This window comes from Paenibacillus sp. B01 (genome assembly GCF_009649995.1).
GTDB lineage: Bacteria > Bacillota > Bacilli > Paenibacillales > Paenibacillaceae > Paenibacillus_O > Paenibacillus_O pasadenensis.
Genome location: NZ_CP045802.1, coordinates 3,981,227 through 4,003,884 on the forward strand (window position 1 = coordinate 3,981,227; position 22,658 = coordinate 4,003,884).

Below are 22,658 nucleotides of genomic sequence, written 5' to 3' on the forward strand. Positions count from 1 at the left end.
GTTTGCGCCGCCGGCCGCATTCGAAAAGCCCGCCCTCGCGCCGGAAAGCGCGAAGGCGGGCTGGATCGAACGGGCCGGGAGAACCTCTGCATCCGCCCATCCGAGTCGGAAGGCGCGGCCCTTCATCCCTCCGCCGGCTCCGCAGCCGGCTCGTCGCGGCGGACCAGCACCAGCAGCAGGAATTGCAGGCCGGCCATCGCGACGAGCACGAGCGCCATGCCGGCAGGCTGGAGGCCGCCGGCGACGAGCAGCAGGATGCCGATGGAGATGACCCGCCCCGTATTGAGGAACAGCTCGCGCATGATGACGGACTCCACCCTCAGGTTGCCCTTGAGCGGCAGCGTGCCGATGAGCCGGTAATAGTAGGAGGTCAGCGTGTTGACCGCGAGCGGGTTGAAGATCGAGAACAGCATCATGAACAGCACGACCGACCAGAGCGAGACGTCGACGAGCAGCAGCGACGCTCCGATCGTGACGCCGCTGGAGGACATCAGCAGGTACTTGTGGACCTGTTCCTTTTGAGCGGAGCGGGAGATGACATAACCGGTGGCGACCGTCAGCGCGGAGAAGAAGACGCCGAGGTATCCGACCCAGTCCTCGCGCCCGACGGTGCGGAAGAGCAGGATGTTCGGCAGGAACAGCATGACGCCCTGGAACAGCCCGAACACGAGGAAGCCGTACAGCGCCAGCAGCCAGCGCCGGTTCTTGCCCATGAGCAGCCCCATCAGCTTCAGGTAGTAGGTCCGGTGCCGGTCCGGCTTGAACGGGATGCGGAAGCTGACGGCCGCCGCGACGACGAACATGAGGAAGGCGAGGGCGAAGATCACGATATAGCCCTGCAGCCCCTCGCTGCGGCGGATGATGAAGCCCGCGAGCGCAGGCCCGGCGAGTCCGGCCGAGTTGAAGCAGATCATGTTGAACGCGAGGTAGCGGATCCGGTTGGCCTCGGTCGAGACGTCGTACTGGAGCACGAGGTAGCCGACCCAGTAGAAGCCCGACGAGATGCCGTTCAGCAAGGCGAAGAGCACGAAGAACTCGGCGACGTTTTCCTGGGCGATGACGACGAGCAGGTAGAAGACCGCGATCATGACGATGCCGAGCCGGTACGCGACCATCCGGTCCTTGCGCTTGGCGAGCCAGCCGCCGAGCGCGAAGGCCGCCGGCGTGATGCCGAAGCTGATGATGTTGTACATGCCGTTCACCGCCAGGCTTTCCGTCAGCCGCCACAGATACAGGTTGAGGAACAGCCCCGACATCGACGCTCCGAACTGGAAGCAGCTGTGGATGATCAGCGAGACGACCGCGTCGCGGCCGAGCCTTCTTTCCGGCGGAAGCACCGCGCGTGCGGGGAGCCTCCACCTTAGCCTTGAGCCCATTTCTTCTCTTCCTTCCGTCTCTCCCGCCGCTCGCCGGCCCTCTGCCGGACGGGCAGGATTGGTGTCAGGACGGATTATAGCACCGCCTGCCCAATTTGTCCCGCTTTCTGCGCCTGCCCTGTCCATCTATCGCCTTCTAGCATCTATTGATAGAAAGCTGAACGAGGAGGGACATCCGATGATGACGCTTTCGGAACTGAAAGGACCCTACGACGCGATCTACAGCCTCGGCCACAACTGCCTGCCGGGCGTGCAGCTGGCCAAGAACGGCCTCCGGCGCTACTCCGGGCCGATCGACTGGATGGGCTCCCCGCTGCTGAGCGGCGTCTCGCGCGCCTTGCAGGAGCGCTTTGCGAGCTTCATGGAGCTGCGCAACCTGAGCGTCACCGGCATCGATCCGAACGCCGGCTGCTATCTCGTGTACGATCCGGCCTACCACATCGTATCCAACCACGATTACCCGGTGCGTGCCGACCATGCGGAGGCGCTGCTTCCCTATCCCGAGGTGAAGGCCAAGCTCGACCGGCGCGTCGACCGAATGCTCGGCAAGCTCTCCGGCAGCAGCCGCATCCTGCTCGTGCGCACCGAGGGCAGCTATCCGGAGCTGTTCGAGCTGCAGCTCGTGCTGCGCTCGCTCGTCGGCGCGACGTTCGCCGTGCTCTACGTGCAGCATGGCGATACGGAGGGCATCGTCGACCTCGGCTGGCGCATCCCCCATGTGTGCGCCGTGCAGATCCCCCGCGTCCCCGACATGTTCCATGACAATGATGGAATCTGGCGCGAGCTGCTGGACGGGATCTATCACGTCTAGAGGTCTCGCGCTGGCGCGAGCTGCTGGACGGGATCTATCACGTCTAGAGGTCTCGCGCTGGCGCGAGCTGCTGGACGGAATCTATCATGTCTAAAGGTCTCGCGCTGGCGCGAGCTGCTGGACCAGCAAAAATCGATGTAGCTTCACGCGCTAACGACGCGTCAAACGCTTAGAAGCCTGGTTTTCGACTTTCCGACCAGCTAACGACGCCTCAGACGCTTACAAGTCACCAGGACCGTTATTTAGGCCGATTGGACTTCATTTTCCGCCTCTAAGCGTCTCACGAGTCGTTACGGTATGGAGAGAGCCGAAATCAGCGCTCTAGCGAGCTGATTCGTCGTTAGCTCCATGGACGACTTCGCTATTGGCTTCACAATCGAGAAGCAATCAGCTTCTCAACCGGCTTCTCAACCGAAGCTGCAGCCGCTGCGCAACCGGCAGCAGGCGCGCTTCGCTATCCCAAACTTGAAAACGCGCCAAAGCGGCGGGGCAGACGCCTCGCCGCTTTTTTCCATTCTCTCTACTTTATGCCTTGCCCTGCTTGCCTTGCCCTGCTTGCTTGGCGCTGCCTTGCGGAGCTAGTCGTTGCCGACCTCGCCGCACGCCGTCCTGACCATTGCCGCCCTTTTGGCTGCCGCCCTGACGGACCTCCTCCTGCTCCTCCTCCGACTGCCGGCCCGGGTCCGCCCTCATACGAGGCTCCATCCGCCGGAGTCGAGGTCGATCGTCAGCGTCCGTCCCGACCCGAGAGATTGGACCTGCAGCGAGCCTTGGCGCTCCTCGAAGGCGAACAACGCGCGCCATCCGCCGCGCAGCCCAGAGGCAGCGACCGCTGCTTCCGCTGCCGGCGCCTCTGCGCCTGCGGCTCCCGCTCCCGCAAGCTCCGCCCCTGCGGCTCCCGCCGTTTTCGGCGCGGCGCTGGAGCCGCCTCCTGCTCCAGCATCCGCCCCGACCGCCTCTCCCGGCGCTCCGAAGACGGCGGAGGCGAGCCAGAATATCCCCGGCTCGTGGCTCGAGCGCAGCATCGGGATGAACGTGCGCGGATGCAGCACATTCGTATTCGCCTGCGCCTGGATCAGCTCGCCGCTCCGCTCGCCGCCCGCGAGCAGCGCCTCGATCGCCACGGCTCCGCCTGCGCCCGAAGCGGCCGCCAGGCCCGGGCCCTGCTCGGCCTGCGGGTCGGCGAGATCCCGCCGCAGCGCGAAGCCGCCCTCGGCCGCGTCCAGCGGCCTGGCGCTTTCGATGCGGTGAATCCGCATATGCCAGGGCAGCCCCGCGACCAGCCAGGTGCGGATCTCGACGTCATGCCAAGGCTGCCAGCGCGCGTACAGGAACTCTCCGTCCACCTGCGACTCCTCGTTGCGCCGGCGTACCCGGTAGAGATTGTCCCGCTCGGACAGCGCCAGCATCGAGTCGAACGCGCCTTGGGCGAGCCCCCACTCCGCGCGCGGCACGCTGAAGCCGAAGACGGTCGAGTAGGCGAACTTCTCGTACTTGGCCGACGCATGCGTATGCTCGTTCGTTCCCGGATGGCCCGCGTTGAACGCCGCCACATGGCGGCCGCCGGCAGCGCGGCTCAGCACGAGGCGCGCCGGCCGCTGCGGACGGATCGCCTCCAGCGCAGGCAGCGCCAGCTCCTCGGCCGTCCAGAACGGATGATCCTGCGGCAGCGCCAGCGGCAGGAACGACTTGAGCGCCCAGTACGGCGAGCCCGGGGCGTTGTAGTTTTCGGCCATGACGAGGTTCGGATACGCGTACCCGATCGTCAGCACGCCGTCCGGCCCGAAGATCGGCTGCCGCAGCCACCAGCGCAGATGGCGCAGCAGCAGCCCTTTCATGACGCCCCACGGCAGCGCCTCGACGCCCGCATAGGCCAGCGCGCCCCAGAAGGCGGCCTGCGAGAAGCGGTACGACAGGCTCCGGCCGTACGGCAGCGCCGCGCCGTCCGCATCGAACCAATGGACGAAGTCGAGGGCGAAGGCCGCGGCGCGCTCCCGGTATTTCGCCGAACGCTCCGGGTCCTCTTGTCCCATCAGCACGCTGTAGAACAGGCCGTAATAGTGGAACGCGAACGGCACGTAGTAGTCCGCATGGGCGCCCACGCCGTCCGCATACCAGCCTTCGCCCAGGTAGAAGGCGTCGATCCGGTCCAGATTGCGCTCCACGAGCGCCTCGTCCCAAGGAAGGCCGAGCTTGCGCAGCGCGAGGTTGACGATGACGGGGAAAAACAGCCAGTTGCAATCCCAGACGGGATGTCCGCTCAACGAGGACAGCCAGGCGGCGACGCGCTCCTTGTCCGCCTCGGACAGCGGCTCCCACAGCTGCTCGGGCGCAAGCGCGAGCGCGAAGCCGAACGCGGCCGTCTCGACCATCTTCTGGTCGTAGTCGGCGAAGTCGCCCCAGTAATCGGGATGGGCGGGATCGGTGCCGGAGCGGAAGCCCCGGACGCAGCGCTCCGCCCAGTCCCGATCGTCCGCCGCCAGCTCCGAGCCGCGCTGTCCCGCAAGCAGGGGCGCCACGCCCCACAGCACGCGCGAGAAGCCTTCGAGCTGGGATACCTCGGGCGCGTAGCTCGCGCCGGTCGCTCCCAGCCGCAGCCGCGCGCCGCCTTCGCTGTAGTGGGGCTGCAGCGGGGCGATCAGCTGGCGGACCGCCTCCTGCAGCTCGGCTCTCGTACGCAGCGGATTGTCCGCCGCCGGATGCCGGATCGATCCATGCATGATCGCCGCCTCCTATTCCCAGCCGATGACGTCGGCGCCGCGCAGGCGGGCCAGCGCCTCGACGAAGAAATAATCGCCGTAGATGAGCGGCACGTCGAGATGCTTGCGCTCGGGATAGTGGCTCGTGCCATGTCTCAGCAGCCCCTCCTCGGCCGGATCGTCCCAGGCGCCGCAGCGTTCGTCGAGCGCCCGCAGTAGGCGGACGCCCGCGCGCCAGTACGACGCGCTCTCGGCCGGCGGCACGAGGCCCGCGAGCAGCAGCAGCCCCGACGCCGCGCAGCTGCCGGCCGAGCTGTCGCGCAGATGCAGCGTGTCCTCCGGCGCGCGGAAGTCCCAGTGCGGCACCCCGTCCTCGGGCAGCTGCGACAGGAAGTAGTGGGCCACGCGCTTGGACGCGTCCCGATAGGGCTCGCGGCCGGTATGATGGTAGGCGAGGGCGAGGCCGTACAGCGCCCAGGCCGTGCCGCGCGACCAGCCGGATTCCGGCGACCAGCCCTGGCCGCCGAGCGCCTCGAGCGCCTCGCCCGTCTCGGGATCGAAGCGGACGATGTGGCGCACCGAGCCGTCCTCGCGCACGAAATGCTTCACGACCGTATCCATATGGGCGTTCGCCGCATGGCGGTAGCGCGGATCGCCGCTCTCGCGGGAAGCCCAGTAGAGCAGCGACGTGTTCATCGAGCAGTCGATGATGGCCAGTCCCGCGTTGTCGTCGCCCTCGAACCACGGGTTCCAGGCGCGGATGTAACGGCCCTGCAGATTGAAGCGCCCCATCAAATACTGGGCCGCCTTGAAGGCGCGGCGGCGCGAATCCTCGGCTCCGGTCCGCTTGCAGCGATAGACGCTCGTCGGCACCCACATGAAGCCGAGGTCATGGTCGAGCTTGTCGTAGCCGTCCAGCACGTCGTCGAGCCGCTCCTCGCATCGCTCGGCGATCTCCCTCAGCTCCGGCGCGCGTCCGCCCTCGTCGAGCAGCAGCAGCATCCCGGGCCAGAAGCCCGCCGTCCACCAATGCGGCGCTTCCAGCCCGTACGAGCCGCCCTGGCTCGCATGCGGGAATTCCGCGCCGATGCGCCTGCTGACGCGGAGCGTCTTGGCGAGCGCCCTTTCCCATGCCGCTTCCGCCCACTTCGCTCCCGCCTTGCGCTCGATATCCGCCATCGTCTCGTTACCCATCCTCTCGTTCCCCCTTTGTCATCTGCCGCTTCGCCGCGATCGTTCATTCCGCCGGCCGCGCGGCCGGCAAAGGCACCCTCATCGTCACCGACGTTCCTCGTCCCGGGGACGAGTCTGCTTCGATCGCGAACCCTTCGCCATACATGAGCCGCATCCTTTCGCCGACGTTCGACAGGCCGATGCTCGCCTCCGCAGCCGACGCCTCCTGCGGACGCGGCTCCTCGAGGCGGCGCCGGAGCCCTTCCAGGCTCGGCTCGTCCATGCCCGCTCCGTCGTCCTCGACGCGCAGCAGCAGCCGCGCGCCGCCGGCCTCCAGCCGCGCCTCCACGCGCACCGTCCCTCCGCTGCGGCTGAGGCCGTGGAGGAGCGCATTCTCTACGAGCGGCTGCAGGATGAAGCGCGGCACCGGCACGAGAAAAGCGTCCGCGTCGATGTCCAGGACAAGATCGGCTCCCTCCTTCTGCCGCAGGTTCATGAGCTCCACATAATGCCGCAGCAGCTCGATCTCCTCATGCAGCGTGATCGCGGCCTCCTCCCGGCTGATCGTCATCCGCAGCAGCCGCGACAGCGAGGAGATCATCTTGGCGCTGTCGGCGTCGCCGGAGCGCAGCACCTTCATCCGGATCGAGTTCAGCACGTTGAACAGGAAATGAGGGTTGATCTGCGCCTGCAGCATCGCCAGCTCCGCCAGCCGCTTGCGCGCCTGGCCGGCCGAGATTTCCCGGATCATGTCCTGCACGCGGTCGAGCATCTGGTCGAACAGGATGCCGAGCCGTCCGATCTCGTCCGGCCCGCGCACGCCCGTCCGCATCTCCAGATTACCTCGCTGCACGGCGCTCGCCGCCTTGCCGAGATGGACGAGCGGATACGTCAGCCGGCGGATGATGCCGACGAGCAGCGCCAGCATCGCGACGAACAGCAGCAGCTGCGCCAGGAAGACGCGGTTGAAGATCTGGCTGATGTTGGCGATCGCCTCCTTGTAGGGCTGGACGGAGACGAGGCTCCAGCCGTTGATGCCAAGGCGCATCTCCGTCACGAGCCGCTTTCCGCCGTCCTCGCGGACGACGACCGATGCTGGGACGCCTGCATCGGCCGGCCGGACTCTGGCGAGCTGCGCGGAGCCGATGTCGCTCAGCTCCGGTCCCGACAGCACGGTGCCTTCTTCGTCCACGAGCAGCACCCGGCGCTCCTGCGCCACTTTTTCGAACTGGACGCGCAGCCGGCTCTCCATCGTCGTCACGACGACATAGCCGTAGATCGTCGAGTCGTCGAGCCGGAGCGTGCGCGCGACGCTCAGCTGGTACGGGCTGTTCTTCTTTTCGTACAGGAACACGGTCGGAGACGTCGGTATCCAGTAGCTCTGCAGGCCGATGAACGACTGCAGCTCCCCGAACCAGGCCTCCTCCCGGAACCGCCGGGGATGGAACTCGTCGGTCGAGTAGTTGGTGAACACCGTGCCGTCGGTGAGCAGGATGCTGATGTAGCTCCGGTCCCCGACGGCGCTCAGGCTCTCCAGCTGCTGCAGGATGCGGCTGCCGGCCGCGAACTTCCCGACCGGATCGGGCTGCTCGGACCCGAAGCGCACGTACCGCTTGAAATACCCCGTCATGTCCGGATTGAGCTGGATGTGGTTGGCGATCGTCAGCATGTCGCCGAGCTGCGTCTCGATGGAAGCCCCGGTCAGCTTCATCGCGTTCTCCGCATTCGCGATCGCCTGGCGCTGCACCGCGTCCTCGGCGAGCGAGCTGAACAGCAGCAGCGTCAGGAGCGCCGGCGCCAGCACGCAGACGACGACCGCAGCCATCAGCTTGCCGCGGATCGATCGGAAGCCCGGCAGCCTCCCGAAGCCGCCCTTCACGCCCGGCCGCCTCCGCCGGCCTGGCCGGCGCCCGCCGTGCGGTACTCCATCGGCGTCGCTCCCGCGTGGGACCGGAACGTCTTGATGAAGTAGCTCAGGTTGTCGTAGCCGAGCTTCTCGCCGATCTCGCCGACGGACAGCGCCGTATGCTCCAGCAGCTCCCGCGCCCGCTCCATCTTCTCGACCGTCACATGCTCGATGAACGTGCGCCCCGTCTCCTTCTTGAACAGCCGGCTGAAATAGCTCGCGTTGAGATGCAGCTGCCCGGCCACCTCCTCGAGCGCGATCCGCCGCTCCAGGTTCCGCGAAACGTAGCGGCAAGCCTCGGCCACCTCCGGCCGCGGCCCCGTTCCGCCTCGCTTCGGCGCGCTCGGGTAGTAGGCGTCGAGCCGCTCCGCCGTCCACTGCTCCAGGCTCCAGAGCGAGTCCGTCTCCACGATCTCCCGGTGCATCCGGTCGGCGCTGGGCGCGGCTCCGGCATACGGAATGCGCCGCAGGCCGAGCCTCAGATCGAGCAGCAGCTTCAGCATCCACTCCTTGACGGCATGCTCCGGATGCCGCTCCGCGCGGATGACGTCGATCCAGCGCCGCAGCGCCAGCCTGCGGGCGCCGGGATCGGGGCTGGCGACCGCGTCGCGGATTTCGGTCCGCGCCTCGTCGTAGCGGCTGAACAGATCCCCGCGTCCGGGCGCGACGGGCGTCAGCCGGGCGATCTCCCTTTCTTCAAGGTAGAAGCGCTGCTCGGTCGCCGCGAGCAGCTCCTTCATCCCCCGCCGCAGCTCCTCCGGGGTGCCCGCTCCCGTGCCGATGAGAGCGGCGAAGCGCACGCCCAGCACCCGCTCCAGCTCCCGCTGCAGGCGGACCAGCGTCTCCTCCGCCGCGCCGACCGGGCGGCTGTGGATGCCCCGCCGGAACGAAAACAGCAGGAACGTATGGCGCTGGCCGTAGCCGACATGGATCGCTCCCTCATGCTGGAGCAGCTCGCCGAGCACGTTGCCGATCGCAAAGTGAAGCGTCTGCTCGGAGGAGAAGCGCTCCTTGAGCCGCTCGTAGCTCTCCGTGCAGACGAGCGCCGGCAGCACATGCTCCCCTCCGCGCAGCAGCCCGTAGGCGGCCGCTTCCTGCTGCCACTGTCCGGAGCTGAGCAGCGGCTGCTGGATGAAGCTGCGGAAAAACTTCTCCTTGCCGAGCTCGCCCGCTTCCCGCATCACCTGCTTCATGCGCATATGCTCCCAGTCTGTCTCGAGCTTCGCGTCGAGCGCCTGCTTGAACTTGCGCAGCACCTCCTTGAGGTCGGCCGGGTCGAGCGTGTCCTTGACCAGATACTCCTGCACGCTCAGCCGCATCGCCTGGCGGGCGTAGTGGAAATCCGAATGGCAGGAGAGGATGGCCACGCACAATCCGGGATGCCGCTCCTTCATCCGGCGGCACAGCTCGAGCCCGTCCATCCGGGGCATGCCGATGTCGGTCACCAGCACGTCCGGCATGTCCCGCTCGGCATGCGCCCAAGCGGCGGCTCCGTTCTCGTACGCTCCGCAAAGCTCGAAGCCGAGCTCCGTCCAGTCGATCGCCTCGGACAGCAGCTCCAGCACGGGATAGTCGTCGTCGGCCAGCAGCACCTTGTACATCCGAGCCCCTCCCCTCCATCAAGGAAAGGGAAACGGGCAAGGGACCGAGTCCCCTGCCGCTTCCCCGCTTCGTTAGTTTTTGTTCGCGGCGATGATCTCGTCGACGCGTTTCTTGGAAGCTTCGATCGTCTTGTCGATATCCTGGCTGCCCAGGATGAGCTTTTCATACTCCTCGTTCAGCGCTTTGTACACCTCGCTCTGGTACGTCGCCGGCGCGATGATCTGGGACGCCTTGGATTCCAGCATGACCGTGACGAGCGACTCCTTGTCGACGAGCTCCGGATTTTTCGTGCCGGACAGGATCGTGTCGATCGTCGCGCTGACGTCTTCCGTCTTGACTCCGTTCCAGGCCGGGATGTTCTTGCCCTGCACGACCTGGCCTTCCGTCGTGTACCAGCGCACGAACTCATACGCCTCCTGCTGATGCTTCGACTTGCCGTAGACGGCGACGTAGTCGGTCGTCACCGGCGTCAGGCCGTTCTCGTCGGCCGCGTTCGTTTTCGGGAACGGCGCGACCGCGACGTTGAACGTCAGCGGCACCTTGTCCGTGCCGCCGATCTCCGTGTTCATCCAGGAGCCGATCGGGATCATGCTCGCCGTCTGGTTGAAGAACTGGTTCCGGTAGGCCAGCTTCTGAGAGATCATGTCCGCGTAAGGAACGGTCGACTGATCCTCCTTCTCCATCCGCACGCGCAGCTCGAGCGATTTGCGGAAGTTCGGGCTGTCGAGGTTCGACGTGCCGTCTTCCTTCAGGAAATCCGCGCCCTCCGGCTGGTTCTCCATGGCGATTTTCAGGAACTCCATCCAGCCGCCGTTCTGAGGACCGTGGAAATAGGCGCCGTAACGCTTCGACGGGCCGTCGCCCTTCGTCAGCGCCTTGGCATAATCGGCGAACTCGTCCCAGGTCCACTCGGTCGGAACGTCGAGTCCCGCCTCCGCGAGATGATCCTTGTTGAGCAGCACGTACCACGGGTTGAACTTGCCCGGCAGCGCGTACACCTTGCCGTTCAGACGGGTGTCGACCTTGTACTCCTCTTCGAGCTTGATGCCTTCCTTGGCGATGAAGTCGTCGAGCGGAGCGGCCATGCCGAGCGCCACCCGCTGCGCGTAGCCGGCCGGATCGGAGAACATCAGCACGTCGATCTGCTCGTCGGAGGCGGCCGCCAGGTCCAGCTTCTTGAACGCTTCCTGCGTATCGCCCTTCTCGCTCAGCTGCACGAGCTCGATCGAGACGCCGGGCTTCTTCTCCGTATAGGCGGCGAGCGTTTTTTGCCAATTATAAGCCTCTTCCGTGCCGTACGTATAGAGCCGCAGCTGGACCGGATCGCCGCTCGCGCCCGCCTGGCCGTCGTTGCCTGCGGCGGCCTGGCCTCCGTTGCCGCCGGCGTCCCCGTTGCCGCAGCCGGACAGCAGTCCGGCGACGAGCGCCCCTGCCAGCACGGTCGTCATCCAAGGTTTCGTTCTTGCCATATGCATTCCCCTCTCCGTTCTCGTTGGCTTGCTTCTTCATTATAGAAGCCGGCGCTCGCCGCCAATGTCGTTATCTTGACCGGAACTAGCGGCATTTTTACTTTTTTGGTTCCGTTTACATCCCCGGCCTCAGCCTTTGACGCCGCCCGTGGCGATGCCTTCGATGACGCTCTTCTGGCCGAGGATGAACACGATCAGCAGCGGCAGAATCGCCGAGACGGCCGCCGCCATGATGAGCGAGTAGAACTGGCCGCTCATGGAGGTGAACTTCTGCATCGCGAGCGGGATCGTGAACAGGGAATCGCTGCGCAGGAAGATGAGCGGGTTCTGGTAGTCGTTCCACGTCCAGATGAAGCGCAGGATGGCGTAGGTGGCGACGGCGGGGCGGACGAGCGGCAGCGCGATCGACCCGAACGTGCGCGGATGGCTCGCGCCGTCGATCTTCGCCGATTCGATCAGCTCGTTGTGCACCCCCATGAAGAACTGCCTCAGCATGAACGTGCCGAGCACGCTGAACGAGCCGAGCAGGATGAGGCCGAGATGGCTGTCGAACAAGCCGATGCGGCGGTACAGGATGAACTGCGGCACGAGGATCGCCTGATGCGGGACCATGTAGGTGGCGAGCACGATCAGGAACAGCGGCCCCGCCGCCTTGAAGCGGATTTTGGAGAAGCCGTAGGCGGCCAGGCTCGACACCGCCACCGAGATCGCCGTCGTGATCAAGGCGACCTGGATGGAGTTGAGATAGTAGCGCCAGAACGGATAGGAGCCGGCCCACACCTCCGAGTAGTTTTGGACGGCGTTCCATTGCTTCGGAATCCACTGGATCGGATAGACGAACACTTCCGATTCCGGCTTGAACGACGTCACGAGCATCCAGACGAACGGCAGCAGGAACAGGAGGCTGAGGACGAGCAGCGCGGCGGTCAGGATGCCTTTTTTCCAGCTGAATGCGGCGGCGGTTTCCGTCACTTGGTCTTCCCTCCCTTAATAATTGACCCATTTTTTCTGGGCGGCCCACTGGCCGAGCGTGATGAGCAGCACGAACGCGAACAGCACGACGGCAATCGAGGAAGCATAGCCGACCTTCAGGTTGACGAAGGCGGTGTCGTACAGGTACCAGACCATCATCGAGGTCGAGCCGATCGGCCCGCCCTGCGTCGTGACGGCGATGATGTCGAACACCTTGAACGTGCTGATGACGCCGGTGACGAGCAGGAAGAAGGACGTCGGCGACAGCAGCGGCACCGTGATTCGGGCGAACCTGACCCAGCCGCTCGCGCCGTCGATCTCCGCCGCCTCGTACAGGTCGCGCGGGATCGACTGCAGGCCGGCCATGTAGAGGATCAGGTTGAAGCCGATCGACGTCCAGACGACGATGAGCATGATCGAGGGGAGCGCGTAGTTCGGATCGGCGAGCCAGCCCGGCGGCTGGCTGACGCCGAGCGCGCGCAGCATCTGGTTGACCGGTCCGTTCGATGGATGGAACAGCACCTGCCAGACGACCGCGACGGCCACGATGTTGGAGATGTAGGGCATGAAGTACGCGACCTTGAAAAAGCCCTTCATATACACATGGCGGTCGATGACGACGGCCAGGATCATCGAGATCGCCATGTAGACCGGGACGGCGAGCAGGAAGATGACGTTGTTGCGGACGGATCGGAGGAACAGGTCGTCCCGCAACAGCTTGTCGAAATTGTCCAGTCCGATCCACTTGATGCCGTCCCAGCCCTGGACGAAGTTCCAGTCCGCCAGGCTGAGGACAAACGTGGCTACGATTGGCAGCAGCACGAGCACCGTCACGCCGAGCAGCATCGGACTGACGAACAGCCAGCCCCACAGCTCCTCCCCCCGGCTTCTTCTCCGCGCCTTCGAGGGCGGGGCGGCGGCTTCGACCGCCGCGCCGCCAGTCGTCGTTGCTTTCATGAGGTCCACCTCGCCTTTGCACGATGGACGGCCATCCCGGCCGCATGCTCCCGGGATGGCCGCCTCCTCGTTCCAGTATAGGAAAAGCCCGCGCGTCGCAGTGACGGTATTTTGATCTCGTTCACGCTCATTTTGACTGCTTGCGCAAGCGGCGGAAACGAAACAAGCAGCAGCCGGAGGACGGCTGCTGCAGGCAAGTCTCGGATGGCTTCCGCAGGCGGACGAGTCAGCGCTCCGGCGACTCGACTCCTACGGCAGGAAGCGCAGCGACAGCGAAATGGACGCGGACGAAGCTGCCGCGTCGACAGGGGCCGCCGTCTCGAAGGCCAGGCGGACGTACGTTTCCTCCAGCCCGGAGTGGTTCGAGAACGAATGCCTCTCGATGCGGAGCCGGAGCGAGCCTGGGAGCCAACATATCCGCATCCGGCGCCGGTTCCCATGCAGCAGCAGGCTGCCATCCTCCTGCCCGAGCGGCTCGCAGCGGGTGATCAGCGCCGTCGCGAGCAGCGGCACGCCGTCCGGCCGCGCCGCGCCGGCGAGCTCCGGCAGGCGGAGCTCGTCGGTCAGCTCCAGCTCGGGCAGCTCCTGCTTGCGCCAGCGGAGGCGGCGGGTCAGCGAGGCGCCGGGAGGCAGCGCGTAGGCGGCGGCCAGCTCCAGGCGCAGCCGGTCCTCGGCGGCGCCGGCCTCCGCCTCCAGGATGCGGGCGAAGCGCTCCCTGCCCGGCAGCTGGGAGAGGCCGAGCGGCGACGGCAGCGAGTGTCCGTGCGCCCCGGTGCAGGCATAGCCGTACCGCTCCGGGCCGAAGTAGGCGGCCGTGTACTCGCCGCTCCCGAGATCGGCGGCGAAGTCCGGCTCTCCCTCCTCGACGAGCAGGAAATGGCCGAGGTCGAGATGGTTGTGCGGCTCGGTGTTGTGCCCGCCCTTGGCGGCGAAGCCGAAGCTCCCGCCGGCGCTGCGATGGCGGGAGACGAGCCAGCCGGCATCGGGCAGCAGCCAGCTGCCGCTCGGCCAGCTCTCCGGCGCCGGCGCCCCGCGCTCCGCCGGCGCCCTCCACAGCAGATTGCGCAGGGCCGGCGCGAAGCGGGCGCAAGGATCGTCGCCGAAGCGCGCCAGCACGGACGGCGGAGGCGACGGCAGGCCGGGATAGCGGCGGCTCAGATAGGCGGCCAGGCCGGGCATGGCTCGCTCATGGGGCTCGGCGTCCGAGAAATTGACGGTGCGGCTGCCGCATAGATAGGCTTTCTGCTGGAAGCCCGCGATCGCTTGCTCCTTCGGACCGTCCAGCAGATCGAGCCTGCCGCCGGTGCGCGCCCGAAGCAGATCGGCGAAATAGACATAGTAGCCGAAGCCGTACGTCCAGTAACCGATTCCTTCCAGGCAAGCTCCGTCATCCCCGAAGCCCGCGAGGTAGGCATCCATCGAGCCGAGCGCCTTGGCGACGATCCGCTCCAGCCGCGGATCGTCGGCCGGCAGCGTCAGCAGCGCCGCCGCGCCGATCGAGCCGGCGCAGACGGCCGACCAGTTATGCTCGGCCGTCTCCCAGGGATAAGGCCCCTGCTCCAAATACGGGCCGAACAGACGCCGCTCGAGCTGCCCGGCGATCCGGCGGCGCAGCGGCTCGTCCAGAGCGTCGCCGCCCAGCACGAGCAGCTCCGCCAGAGCGAAGCCGGTCTCGGACGCGAACAGGTCGATGCCGCGCTCGATCGCCTCGCCCTTCATATGCGCCGGCAGGCACCAGGTGTTCTCGCCCAGCACGGCGTCGATCGTCTGCCGCATCAGCGCCCGCGCGGAATCGCCGCCGAGGCCGAGCAGCGTCAGCAGCCCGAACGCCGTCAGCCGTCCGCGCCGCTCGAAATAGGCCGCTTCGTAGCCGAGCCTCCTGCCCTCGCGCTCGAACTCGGCATACAGCTCCTCCGTCAGCTGCGGCTCCGGCCGCTCCTGCAGGCGGGCCGCCTCGGCGCGCAGCTCGGCGATCGGCTCCGCGAGAGCGGGATCGGCCGCGATCGCGGCCCAGTCAGGCGCTTCGCCGTCCCGTCCGTAGAGGCCGGCAGCCGGATACGGCTCATAGAAGGCGATCTCCTTTTCCTTCGATCGGTCTGGCTGCAAGCGAGCACTCTCCTTTGGCGGTCCGCAGCAGCCGGCGGCGGTCCGCGAATCCATCGTTTCGATCATTTTAGCGCGAAAATGAACGGGCCGGTATCGGCTTTTTTACCCTTTTGACGGCGATATTGACTTTCGGCTCCGCCAGCGTGCCTTCTCGCGGATCGTCGAGTCCATGGCGGCCGGCGTTCTCCTACTCGATATGCGGCTCCCACTCGCGGGCTGACGCCTCGTCATACAGCAGCCGCACCCGGTCCGGCGAGCGGCCCTGCTCATCGAACAGGACGAGCCGGTTGCGCTCCTGCAGCCAGGACATCGGAATCTTGTAGTCCTCCTGCGGTCCGATCTGCCAATATCGCCCGAGGTCGATGCCGTTCAGCCAGATCGAGCCCTTGCTCATGCCTGTCAGCCGCAGCTTGAGCCTCGGGCGCAGCGTCTCCGGCAGCGACGGCGCTGCGAACTCGCAAGCATGCCAAGCCGGAGTCCCGGCGGCGGCAGCCGCTTCTTTTCCGGCCGCCCTCGCCGCACCGTCCGCCCTCGCCGCTCCGGCTTCCTCAGCCGTCGCTGCAGCCGCGCCGAGCCGGGCCGCCGCCTCCGGCCGCTCTTCTCCGATGCCGGCCATGCTCCAGCCTCCGACGCTGTCGGCGGAGCGGTAAGCCAGCAGCTCCAGGCGCGGGATCGGGGACTTGAAGTACGGCATCTCGATGACGTTGCGGCCTTGCTGCACATACGCCGACAAATCGACCGTCCGGTGAGCGAACCAGTTCTGGTAGCCCTCGAGCGGCACGATCCGGCCGTTGACGCGAAGCGGAACGGCCACGGCGCCGACGAGCAGCGCCCGGTCCTGTCCGTCCAGGCTGAACATGCGGGACAGACTCGGCTGCCCGTCGACGGCAGCGACCCGGTCCAAATGAACGGCCGCCTCCGTCTCGCCGTCATCGGCCTTCCAGCCCGCGCGCAGGTCGAGCGCCACGCCATCGACATATCCCGTGTCGAACAGCCCTTTCGGCTCGCCCAGATCGGGCGAGAAGTTCAAGCGGCCCATGTTCTGCACGAGCAGCTGCAGCCGATTGCTTCCTTGCCGCAGGGGAAGGCGGACGGCAGCCGAGCCGACCTCGCGGATCAGCGCGGCTTCGGTTCCGTTGACGAATACCCGCGCCGGATCCTCCAGCTTCGGCAGAATCAGCGTCGTCCAGCCCTCGAGCTCCCGCTCGATCTCGCAGCTGTACAGCAGATAGCCGTACGGCTGCCCCCAGCTCGTGAAGTCCCGAGGCCGATCGACTGCCATGCCGCCGATGCAGTCCAGCTCCAACGCCGCGCTCGACCAGTCCAGCAGCGCCGGAGGCTGCGGCAGGCGGGCGGCCGCACGGCTGACCGCGACCTGGAACTCCCCCTCGCCTGCGGGCGTCAGATCGACATCGTCGCAGCCGAACAGCCACCGTCCGGCGCCGAGGCGCCAGGTCCGGTCCATCTCGCTGCCGCTCAGCACGATCAGGCGCAGCGCTTCCCCGCCTATCGTCAGCTCGATCGTTTGCGGCTCGCGAAAATGGTAGAGGTCGAAGGAAACGGTTCGCCCGTCCGGACTCCAGGAGGCGAGCTGCGGCCGCTCGCCTGCGAGCCGGATCGGCTCGGCGGCGGTCAGCTCCACGAACGAGCGCAGTCCGTCGCGCGCATGGACGATCAGCGTCCGCACGCCGCCGACGGGCTCGTTGCAGGCGAGGCTCGCCGTGCTCGTCAGACGCAGCCCTCCGCCGATGTCGACGGAGACGAGCACGGGGGCGATCTCGCCGGGATGGACGATGACCGGCAGCGTCCTGCCGTCCTCCAGCGTCAGATGGAACGTCTCCCTCTCCTCTTTCCCGCTTTCGACGAGCAGCAGCTGCTGATCCCCCAGCCTCCTGCCGCGCACGTCCAGCCCTGCCGACGCCCTGACGGCGGCAGCATCCAGCGGCTCCGACTCCAGCAGGAACGGCTCGATGGCCTGCACGAGGCAGGCGATCCGCTTCGCGGCGAAATATTTCGGCGTCGTCCGGCCGTACTCGTCGAGCGGCGCATCGTAGCCGTAGGAGGTGACCATGAACACATCGCTCGCGCCGACCGTCCGGCCGCCGTATCCGGCGAAGTTCGTGCCGCCGAAAAACATGTAATGGCTGATCCCGGAAAATCCGGCCCGAATGATCTCGAGCATCCGCTTCTCATACAGCTCCGGCGTTTTTTGAATCGCGGCCGGCGCTCCCCAATGCTCGAACCATCCGCTCCAGAACTCGGTCACGATTTTCGGAGCATCCGGCTGCTTCCGGGCGAGCTTGTCAAAATGCGAATCCGCCCCGCTCCAGAAGTTCGCGCCCTCCACCGCCCCCTCTACGCCGCCGGCGCAGGTGATCAGCGGCACCTCGATGCCCCGCCGCAGCCAGCCGTCCCGCAAATAAGCCATGTATGGCCGGCTGGCCTCGTCATCGGCCAGATAGCCGTATTCATTCTCGACCTGGACGAGAATGACGGTGCCGCCGGCACCGAGCTGGCGGTCCCGGATGATTTCGCCGATCCGGTCGAAATAGATGTCCACGGCGCGCAGGAACGTCTCGTTCGCTTCCCGGAAGCGGATGCCCTCCTTGCGGCTGAGCCACCACGGGAAGCCGCCGAAGTCCCATTCGGCGCAGATGAACGGCCCCGGTCTGACGATGACCCATAGGCCGAGCTCGGCGCACAGGTCGAGGAACGCTCCGCAGTCTGCATCGCCCTCGAAGCGCCACTGCCCCTCCTCCGGTTCATGGACGTTCCAGGCGAAGTACGTGTCGATGCTGTTCATCCCCGCCAGCTTCGCCTTGACGAGCGTCTCCCGCCACTCCGCGCGCGGCATTCGAAAATAATGGATGGAGGCGCTTTGGAGGAAGACCCGCTCGCCATCGATGACAAAGCTTTTGCGGTCGAAGTCGACTCTCGACTGCCGCTGGCCGGCAGATCTGGATAAGGATAAGGATTTCATAAAGGTGTACGCCTCTTTCTGTCTGGATGGGATCGGCAGCCCGGCCGGTTACCCGACGATGCCGGGCTGCTCCAGGTTTTCGACGATCCGCCGTTGCGCGAAGAAATACAGGATCAGGAGCGGCAGCAGGAAGATGAGAGCCGCCGCCTGCTTGACGGCGTCGAACGCGAACGTCGTCGCGCCCGGCACGTCGTACCAGGTGCGGACCGCGTACAGGATGTTGTTTACGTTCGCAGGAGCGAACGTCGTCGCCAGCTTGATGCTCAGGTACGGGCCATCGGGATGGAAGTAGCCGGTATAGTACGTATCTCCGTAGTTCCATACGAAAGCGAGGATTCCGACGGTCATGATCGCCGGAAGCGCGTTGGGCAGCCCGATCTTGAAGAACGTCCGATAGAAGCCGCAGCCGTCGATATAAGCCGCTTCCTCGAGCTCGGCCGGCATCCCCTTGAAAAACTGGCGGAAAATGAAGACGAACATGCTCTGCTTCACGCCGAAGCCGAGCAGCGCGATCGCGTACAGCGTATACGGCTGGTTGATCAGGTCGATCGGGCCGCCGCCGAGCGCCGAGGCGATCCCCAGGACATCGAAGTTTTTGAAGCTCAAGTATTGCGAGATGAGCAGCGACTGAGGCGGGACGACGAAGGACAGGATGACGAGCCCCATGACGGCGTTCCGGCCCCAAAAACCGATCCGGCCGAGCGAATAGCCGGCGATGGCGGACATGAAGATCTGAATCAAGGCGATCGCCGCCCCATAGGCGACGGACTGCAGCAACGGCAGGCCGTTGCCGAAGACGAGCCGCATCGCAGCCCGGAAGCTGTCTACGGACAGCTCGATCGGCACCCAGATGACGTCGGGATTGCCGAGATCCTCGAGGTTGTTGAACACGAACGGAATCAGCTTGATCAACGGATACAGGATGGCGAACCCGAGCCCGATGACAAGCGAATAGAAGAAATACCCGATGACGATGCCGCGGATCGCCTTCTTGAGCCGATAAGCCTGGACTGGATTTTTCGTCCGCGTTTCACTTTGCAGCATGGCTCAGCTTCACCACCCGGTTCATGATCAGCATCAATAGCAGCAGGTCGGCCAGCACGTTGACGAGATAAACGACCGACAAGGCGGAGCCCGCGCCGATATTGTTCTTGTTGAAGGCGAAATAATAGATTTCCGTGGAAATCGGAGACTTGAGGAACATGTCGACGAACGTATAGATCAGCGCGAACAGCGAGATGTTGCCGACCAGCGGCAGCGTAATCTTCCAGAAGATCTCGTAGCTGTTGGCGCCCTCGATCTTCGCCACCTCGTAGAGCGACGGGTTGATGGACTGCAGTCCGGCGAGGAAGATAAGCGTCTGCACGCCTGTCTGCGAGAGCAGCAGGAAGATGTTCGTCGCCAGATCCGAGATGAACATCGTAATGTCCCGGGGCAGGAACGTGTACTCCCTCAGGAAATCGAAGATCATCTCGTTGTCGATGGTGCTGTCGACGGCCGCATCGGCCACGTCCCCGCCTGTCGAGACCATGATCAGGTCGACGACGACCTTCAGTCCAAGCACGATCGGCAGGAAAAAGACGACCCTCGCCAGTCCCTGGCCCTTGAACTTCACGTTGACCAGAATCGCGCAGAACAGGCTGAAGACGACGATGACCGGCGTGTTGATGAAAATATTGACGTTCTCGTCGGAGAACACCCTCAGGAACGGCTGGCTCTGGCTCGATACCTCGACATTGAAGAGATTCGTAAAGTTGTCGAGGCCGACATACCGGAGCGCCATGCCGCCCGTTTCCGCCACGCCGACTTCATGAAAAGCGTACTTGATCGTACTGGCCAGCGGCGTGACGAAAAACAGGCCGAACCCGATCAGCCACGGCAGCACGAACACGATGCCATGGATTTTCTGCATCGTTTGGTAGGAGAGGCGCGATCTCTTCCGAATCTTTTCTGCCGCACCCGGCATGGCATTACCTCCTTACGGCGTTGGCTGGATGACATAGCCAAGAGCGTCCAGATTCGATCCGGCTGCTGCGACCGGAAATTTATTGTAGTTGACGATGACCGAGGCGCCCGAGGCATAGGTCGTTTCGAACACATTATCCGCAAGCATCCGATGGCCGACGATCTCCTTGGAGCCGATCGCCGCCAGCCCCTCGCTGTATTCGGCGTATACGGCCTTGATCTCGTCGGCGAGGACGGCGTACTGCATGGAGAAGTAGTCGCTGTACTCCGAGTTTTTGAGGACGTCGACGTTCTCCGCGCTGATCGTGAACTTCGGCAGGCTGCCGAGCTCGAACGCCTGCAGGAGGAAGTAATCGCTGCGATCCGCCGCAAGGTTCACGTCCAGCGTCGTATATTCCGTCAACCCGTTCATGACGAGCTGCCGGAACGGAATCGAGCTGTACATCGTCGCATAGCCGCTGCTCTCCCGGGAGATGTCGGAGGCATACGCCGCATACCCGATCCGGTCGATGGCCGGATTTTCGAGGATGAGCTTCTTGCGGGCGGACAGCTTCTTCAGGTTCTCCTCGACGATGCCGCGGCTGATGACCGGATCGACGATTTCACGCGGATTGTAGCTCGCATAGTAGGTCGAGCCCATGTCGCCGAGCGAGAGATTCGGATACGCCTGCGAGTCCTTGAGGAATTTGTCCACCGTGTCGCTCAAACGAAGCGGATGGAGCAGATAGCGGCCTCGGCTGTCCGGATCGAAATTGCCGAAGGCATAATTGTACTTGCGGATCTCGACCGGCTTGCCGTCGTATCCGTACAAGGCGTTGCTTTTCGGCCAGAAGCCTCCGCTCGTGTCCGCCACCCGCATCAGATCGGCGTGGAGGAACAGCGAGCCGTTCCCGCTCTCGACCTGCTTGCGCAGCGCCTCCAGCTCCTTCCTGCTGCCGTTCGCTCCGACCAGCTCCGCCTTGTTCCCGATCGTGTTGTCCATGCCTCCGTTGAAGACGCCCTTGTAGTTCACGACCGCGTTCACGTCCTGCAGATCCTTGACGATGTCCAGCAGCTGGCTGTATGTCGTCATGGAATACGGCTCGGTATACGGGACGCCGAGCCTCCTCTTCTCCAGCGTGACCGTTCCGATCACGTCCAGGAACAGCTTCGGCTCCGTCGAATAGGCCGGCTTCAGGCCGTAGGTGTCGATCAGATGCTGGCGGTACGTCCGGGCCAGATCGTAATAGTCGGCCTTCCCGGCGAACAGCTTGTAGCGGACCGTGTAGTCGACCGGGATCAAGCCGGTGTCCGCCAGGAAGCGAGCCTCGTTGTCGCTGTAAGGCCCGAACACCTTCACCCGCGAATACTGCGTAGAGTCGAAGGAGCTGTACACCTTGTTGTACAGCGAGCCTCCCGCTGAGGCGTCCTTCGTGCCGAGCTGCACCTTCACGTAGCCGAGCTCCGCGCCTTTTTCGACGATGCCCAGATGTCCTTGAGATCTCCCGCGGAGATCGGTCGCGTACAGGCCGAACACCGGCATCGACAGCGTTTCGGGATATTCCGGCAGCTCGTATAACGTGTTGTAGTAGGTATTGTCGTACAGCGGACGCTCGTATTCCGGGAACTTGCCGTTGAACGTATTGATCTGGAACAGCGCGCCCGCCCCGTCCGGCACGACGATCTGCCCGTCCTCCGCCTTCTCGGCCGACACCAGTCCGAACGCAGGAAGCACGCTGATGTTCTGGATCGTGTAGAAGTCGTTGTCTCCCTCGATCGAGTAGGACGGCACGCGGACGACGAGATCGCCTCGATCGAGCTTCGCCTCCATCGTCACGACGAAGCGGGCCGGCTGCGCGATCGTGACCGAAATGCCATACTGCTGGCTGTCCGCCAGCAGCATCTCGGTCGTATAGCCGACCGCCTTGGAGAACTGGATCAGATCCTTCACGAGCGAGAGCGGCGGCAGCCCGGAAAACTTGAAGAAGTAGAGGCCGTTGTCCTCATCCCGCTGGTACGCGATGGAGAGCGACTCTTCATGCTTTTTCGCCTGAGCCTCTGTCAGCTTTCCCTGGCTCACCTCCTGCTCCAGCTTTTCGAGAAAGAGCTTCTCGTAATGTTCGATCGAGATTTTCTGCGGCAGGTACTCCTGCAGGCGGTACGATTCCGATTCAAAAAAATCAAGCACGATCTGCACGCCGCCGTCGATCCGGTTCAGCGTGTAGCGGCCGTTCTGGATCGCGTACTTGTACGCATCCCATTCGTACAGCGCGCTGTCCTTGCCGAGGAACCGGATGAGGAGCGGGGATTTTTCGGCATCCCCGCTCTTGCCGTCCTCATACAGGCTGTTCCACGTCGCTCCGCTTTGCGCGTCCACGACTTTCAGATTCAGCGTACGGGCGTCGAGGTACAGCTCCCTGCCTTCGTTTTGGGCCAGCAGCACCGTGCCGGCCTCCTTGTCGATCTCGCCCGTCGCGGGCGACAGTCCCGCCCGCTCGTATTCCGGCAGCGGCTGCCGTCCGATGCTGTAATGCTGGACGACGGAGGGGAGATAAGCGATCGCGGCGCCGGCCAGCACGGCCAGCAGCGCGAGCGCCAGCGCCATCCGGCCCGCGGCCTTTTTTCGGGCGGACGCCGCTTCGCGCACATCCTTCAGCATGTCG

Annotated in this window: 15 protein-coding genes; 1 reads left to right on the forward strand and 14 read right to left on the reverse strand. The window is 65.1% G+C overall.

What is annotated here, in order from left to right; all coding sequences use genetic code 11:
* Positions 1 to 122: 122 nt before the first annotated feature.
* Positions 123 to 1,376, reverse strand: coding sequence for an MFS transporter (locus GE073_RS17130; RefSeq protein WP_028597636.1), 1,254 nt, complete (start codon positions 1,374 to 1,376; stop codon positions 123 to 125).
* A 178-nt stretch (positions 1,377 to 1,554) separates the two neighbouring features.
* Here GE073_RS17130 and GE073_RS17135 point away from each other — a divergent pair, with 178 nt between their 5' ends.
* The gene (locus tag GE073_RS17135) at positions 1,555 to 2,187 is read left to right on the forward strand and encodes a DUF1796 family putative cysteine peptidase (protein WP_052332975.1); all 633 of its coding nucleotides are present in this window, start codon (positions 1,555 to 1,557) and stop codon (positions 2,185 to 2,187) included.
* A 525-nt stretch (positions 2,188 to 2,712) separates the two neighbouring features.
* Here the strand turns inward: GE073_RS17135 and GE073_RS25505 are convergent.
* The 13 genes from GE073_RS25505 to GE073_RS17200 all read right to left on the reverse strand — a co-directional run bounded on the left by GE073_RS25505 (position 2,713) and on the right by GE073_RS17200 (position 22,654).
* Positions 2,713 to 2,880: a hypothetical protein gene (locus GE073_RS25505; RefSeq protein ID WP_153783927.1), complete on the reverse strand. Its 168-nt coding sequence runs from the start codon at positions 2,878 to 2,880 to the stop codon at positions 2,713 to 2,715.
* Entirely contained in the window at positions 2,877 to 4,907 is a 2,031-nt protein-coding gene (locus GE073_RS17145) for a DUF2264 domain-containing protein (protein WP_153783928.1), read from the reverse strand. Before GE073_RS17145 ends, GE073_RS25505 begins: the two co-directional genes overlap by 4 nt.
* 12 nt (positions 4,908 to 4,919) lie before the next feature.
* The gene (locus GE073_RS17150) at positions 4,920 to 6,080 is read right to left on the reverse strand and encodes a glycoside hydrolase family protein (RefSeq protein ID WP_228551601.1); all 1,161 of its coding nucleotides are present in this window, start codon (positions 6,078 to 6,080) and stop codon (positions 4,920 to 4,922) included.
* A gap of 43 nt (positions 6,081 to 6,123) precedes the next feature.
* Positions 6,124 to 7,938: a cache domain-containing sensor histidine kinase gene (locus GE073_RS17155; protein WP_228551603.1), complete on the reverse strand. Its 1,815-nt coding sequence runs from the start codon at positions 7,936 to 7,938 to the stop codon at positions 6,124 to 6,126.
* On the reverse strand, positions 7,935 to 9,566 hold the full coding sequence (locus tag GE073_RS17160; RefSeq protein WP_101807880.1) for a response regulator transcription factor: 1,632 nt from the start codon (positions 9,564 to 9,566) through the stop codon (positions 7,935 to 7,937). The genes GE073_RS17155 and GE073_RS17160 overlap by 4 nt, the downstream gene beginning before the upstream one ends.
* 72 nt (positions 9,567 to 9,638) lie before the next feature.
* Positions 9,639 to 11,036, reverse strand: coding sequence for an ABC transporter substrate-binding protein (locus tag GE073_RS17165; protein WP_028597633.1), 1,398 nt, complete (start codon positions 11,034 to 11,036; stop codon positions 9,639 to 9,641).
* A gap of 129 nt (positions 11,037 to 11,165) precedes the next feature.
* Complete coding sequence (locus GE073_RS17170; protein WP_043110945.1) at positions 11,166 to 11,969, reverse strand: carbohydrate ABC transporter permease; 804 nt, start codon at positions 11,967 to 11,969, stop codon at positions 11,166 to 11,168.
* Between the two features lie 54 nt (positions 11,970 to 12,023).
* Positions 12,024 to 12,965: a carbohydrate ABC transporter permease gene (locus tag GE073_RS17175; protein ID WP_028597631.1), complete on the reverse strand. Its 942-nt coding sequence runs from the start codon at positions 12,963 to 12,965 to the stop codon at positions 12,024 to 12,026.
* A gap of 249 nt (positions 12,966 to 13,214) precedes the next feature.
* Positions 13,215 to 15,071: a heparinase II/III domain-containing protein gene (locus GE073_RS17180; RefSeq protein WP_052332972.1), complete on the reverse strand. Its 1,857-nt coding sequence runs from the start codon at positions 15,069 to 15,071 to the stop codon at positions 13,215 to 13,217.
* Positions 15,072 to 15,258: 187 nt separating this feature from the next.
* On the reverse strand, positions 15,259 to 18,051 hold the full coding sequence (locus GE073_RS17185; protein ID WP_052332971.1) for a beta-galactosidase: 2,793 nt from the start codon (positions 18,049 to 18,051) through the stop codon (positions 15,259 to 15,261).
* Positions 18,052 to 18,099: 48 nt separating this feature from the next.
* Positions 18,100 to 19,095 (reverse strand): carbohydrate ABC transporter permease, encoded by a 996-nt coding sequence (locus tag GE073_RS17190; protein WP_153783929.1) that lies wholly within the window; start codon positions 19,093 to 19,095, stop codon positions 18,100 to 18,102.
* Positions 19,082 to 20,017 (reverse strand): carbohydrate ABC transporter permease, encoded by a 936-nt coding sequence (locus GE073_RS17195; protein ID WP_028597629.1) that lies wholly within the window; start codon positions 20,015 to 20,017, stop codon positions 19,082 to 19,084. Before GE073_RS17195 ends, GE073_RS17190 begins: the two co-directional genes overlap by 14 nt.
* A 12-nt stretch (positions 20,018 to 20,029) precedes the next feature.
* Positions 20,030 to 22,654 carry a DUF5696 domain-containing protein gene (locus GE073_RS17200; RefSeq protein WP_153783930.1) on the reverse strand — a complete coding sequence of 875 codons (2,625 nt, stop codon included), beginning with the start codon at positions 22,652 to 22,654 and terminating at the stop codon, positions 20,030 to 20,032.
* Between the last annotated feature and the right edge of the window lie 4 nt (positions 22,655 to 22,658).

Coding starts and splice junctions, on each gene's coding strand:
- GE073_RS17150 (WP_228551601.1), bottom strand. CDS start 6,080: ATGGGTAACGAGACGATGGCGGATATCGAGCGCAAGGCGGGAGCGAAG.
- GE073_RS17190 (WP_153783929.1), bottom strand. CDS start 19,095: ATGCTGCAAAGTGAAACGCGGACGAAAAATCCAGTCCAGGCTTATCGG.
- GE073_RS17175 (WP_028597631.1), bottom strand. CDS start 12,965: ATGAAAGCAACGACGACTGGCGGCGCGGCGGTCGAAGCCGCCGCCCCG.
- GE073_RS17145 (WP_153783928.1), bottom strand. CDS start 4,907: ATGCATGGATCGATCCGGCATCCGGCGGCGGACAATCCGCTGCGTACG.
- GE073_RS25505 (WP_153783927.1), bottom strand. CDS start 2,880: ATGAGGGCGGACCCGGGCCGGCAGTCGGAGGAGGAGCAGGAGGAGGTC.
- GE073_RS17165 (WP_028597633.1), bottom strand. CDS start 11,036: ATGGCAAGAACGAAACCTTGGATGACGACCGTGCTGGCAGGGGCGCTC.
- GE073_RS17195 (WP_028597629.1), bottom strand. CDS start 20,017: ATGCCGGGTGCGGCAGAAAAGATTCGGAAGAGATCGCGCCTCTCCTAC.
- GE073_RS17130 (WP_028597636.1), bottom strand. CDS start 1,376: ATGGGCTCAAGGCTAAGGTGGAGGCTCCCCGCACGCGCGGTGCTTCCG.
- GE073_RS17135 (WP_052332975.1), top strand. CDS start 1,555: ATGATGACGCTTTCGGAACTGAAAGGACCCTACGACGCGATCTACAGC.
- GE073_RS17200 (WP_153783930.1), bottom strand. CDS start 22,654: ATGCTGAAGGATGTGCGCGAAGCGGCGTCCGCCCGAAAAAAGGCCGCG.
- GE073_RS17185 (WP_052332971.1), bottom strand. CDS start 18,051: ATGAAATCCTTATCCTTATCCAGATCTGCCGGCCAGCGGCAGTCGAGA.
- GE073_RS17160 (WP_101807880.1), bottom strand. CDS start 9,566: ATGTACAAGGTGCTGCTGGCCGACGACGACTATCCCGTGCTGGAGCTG.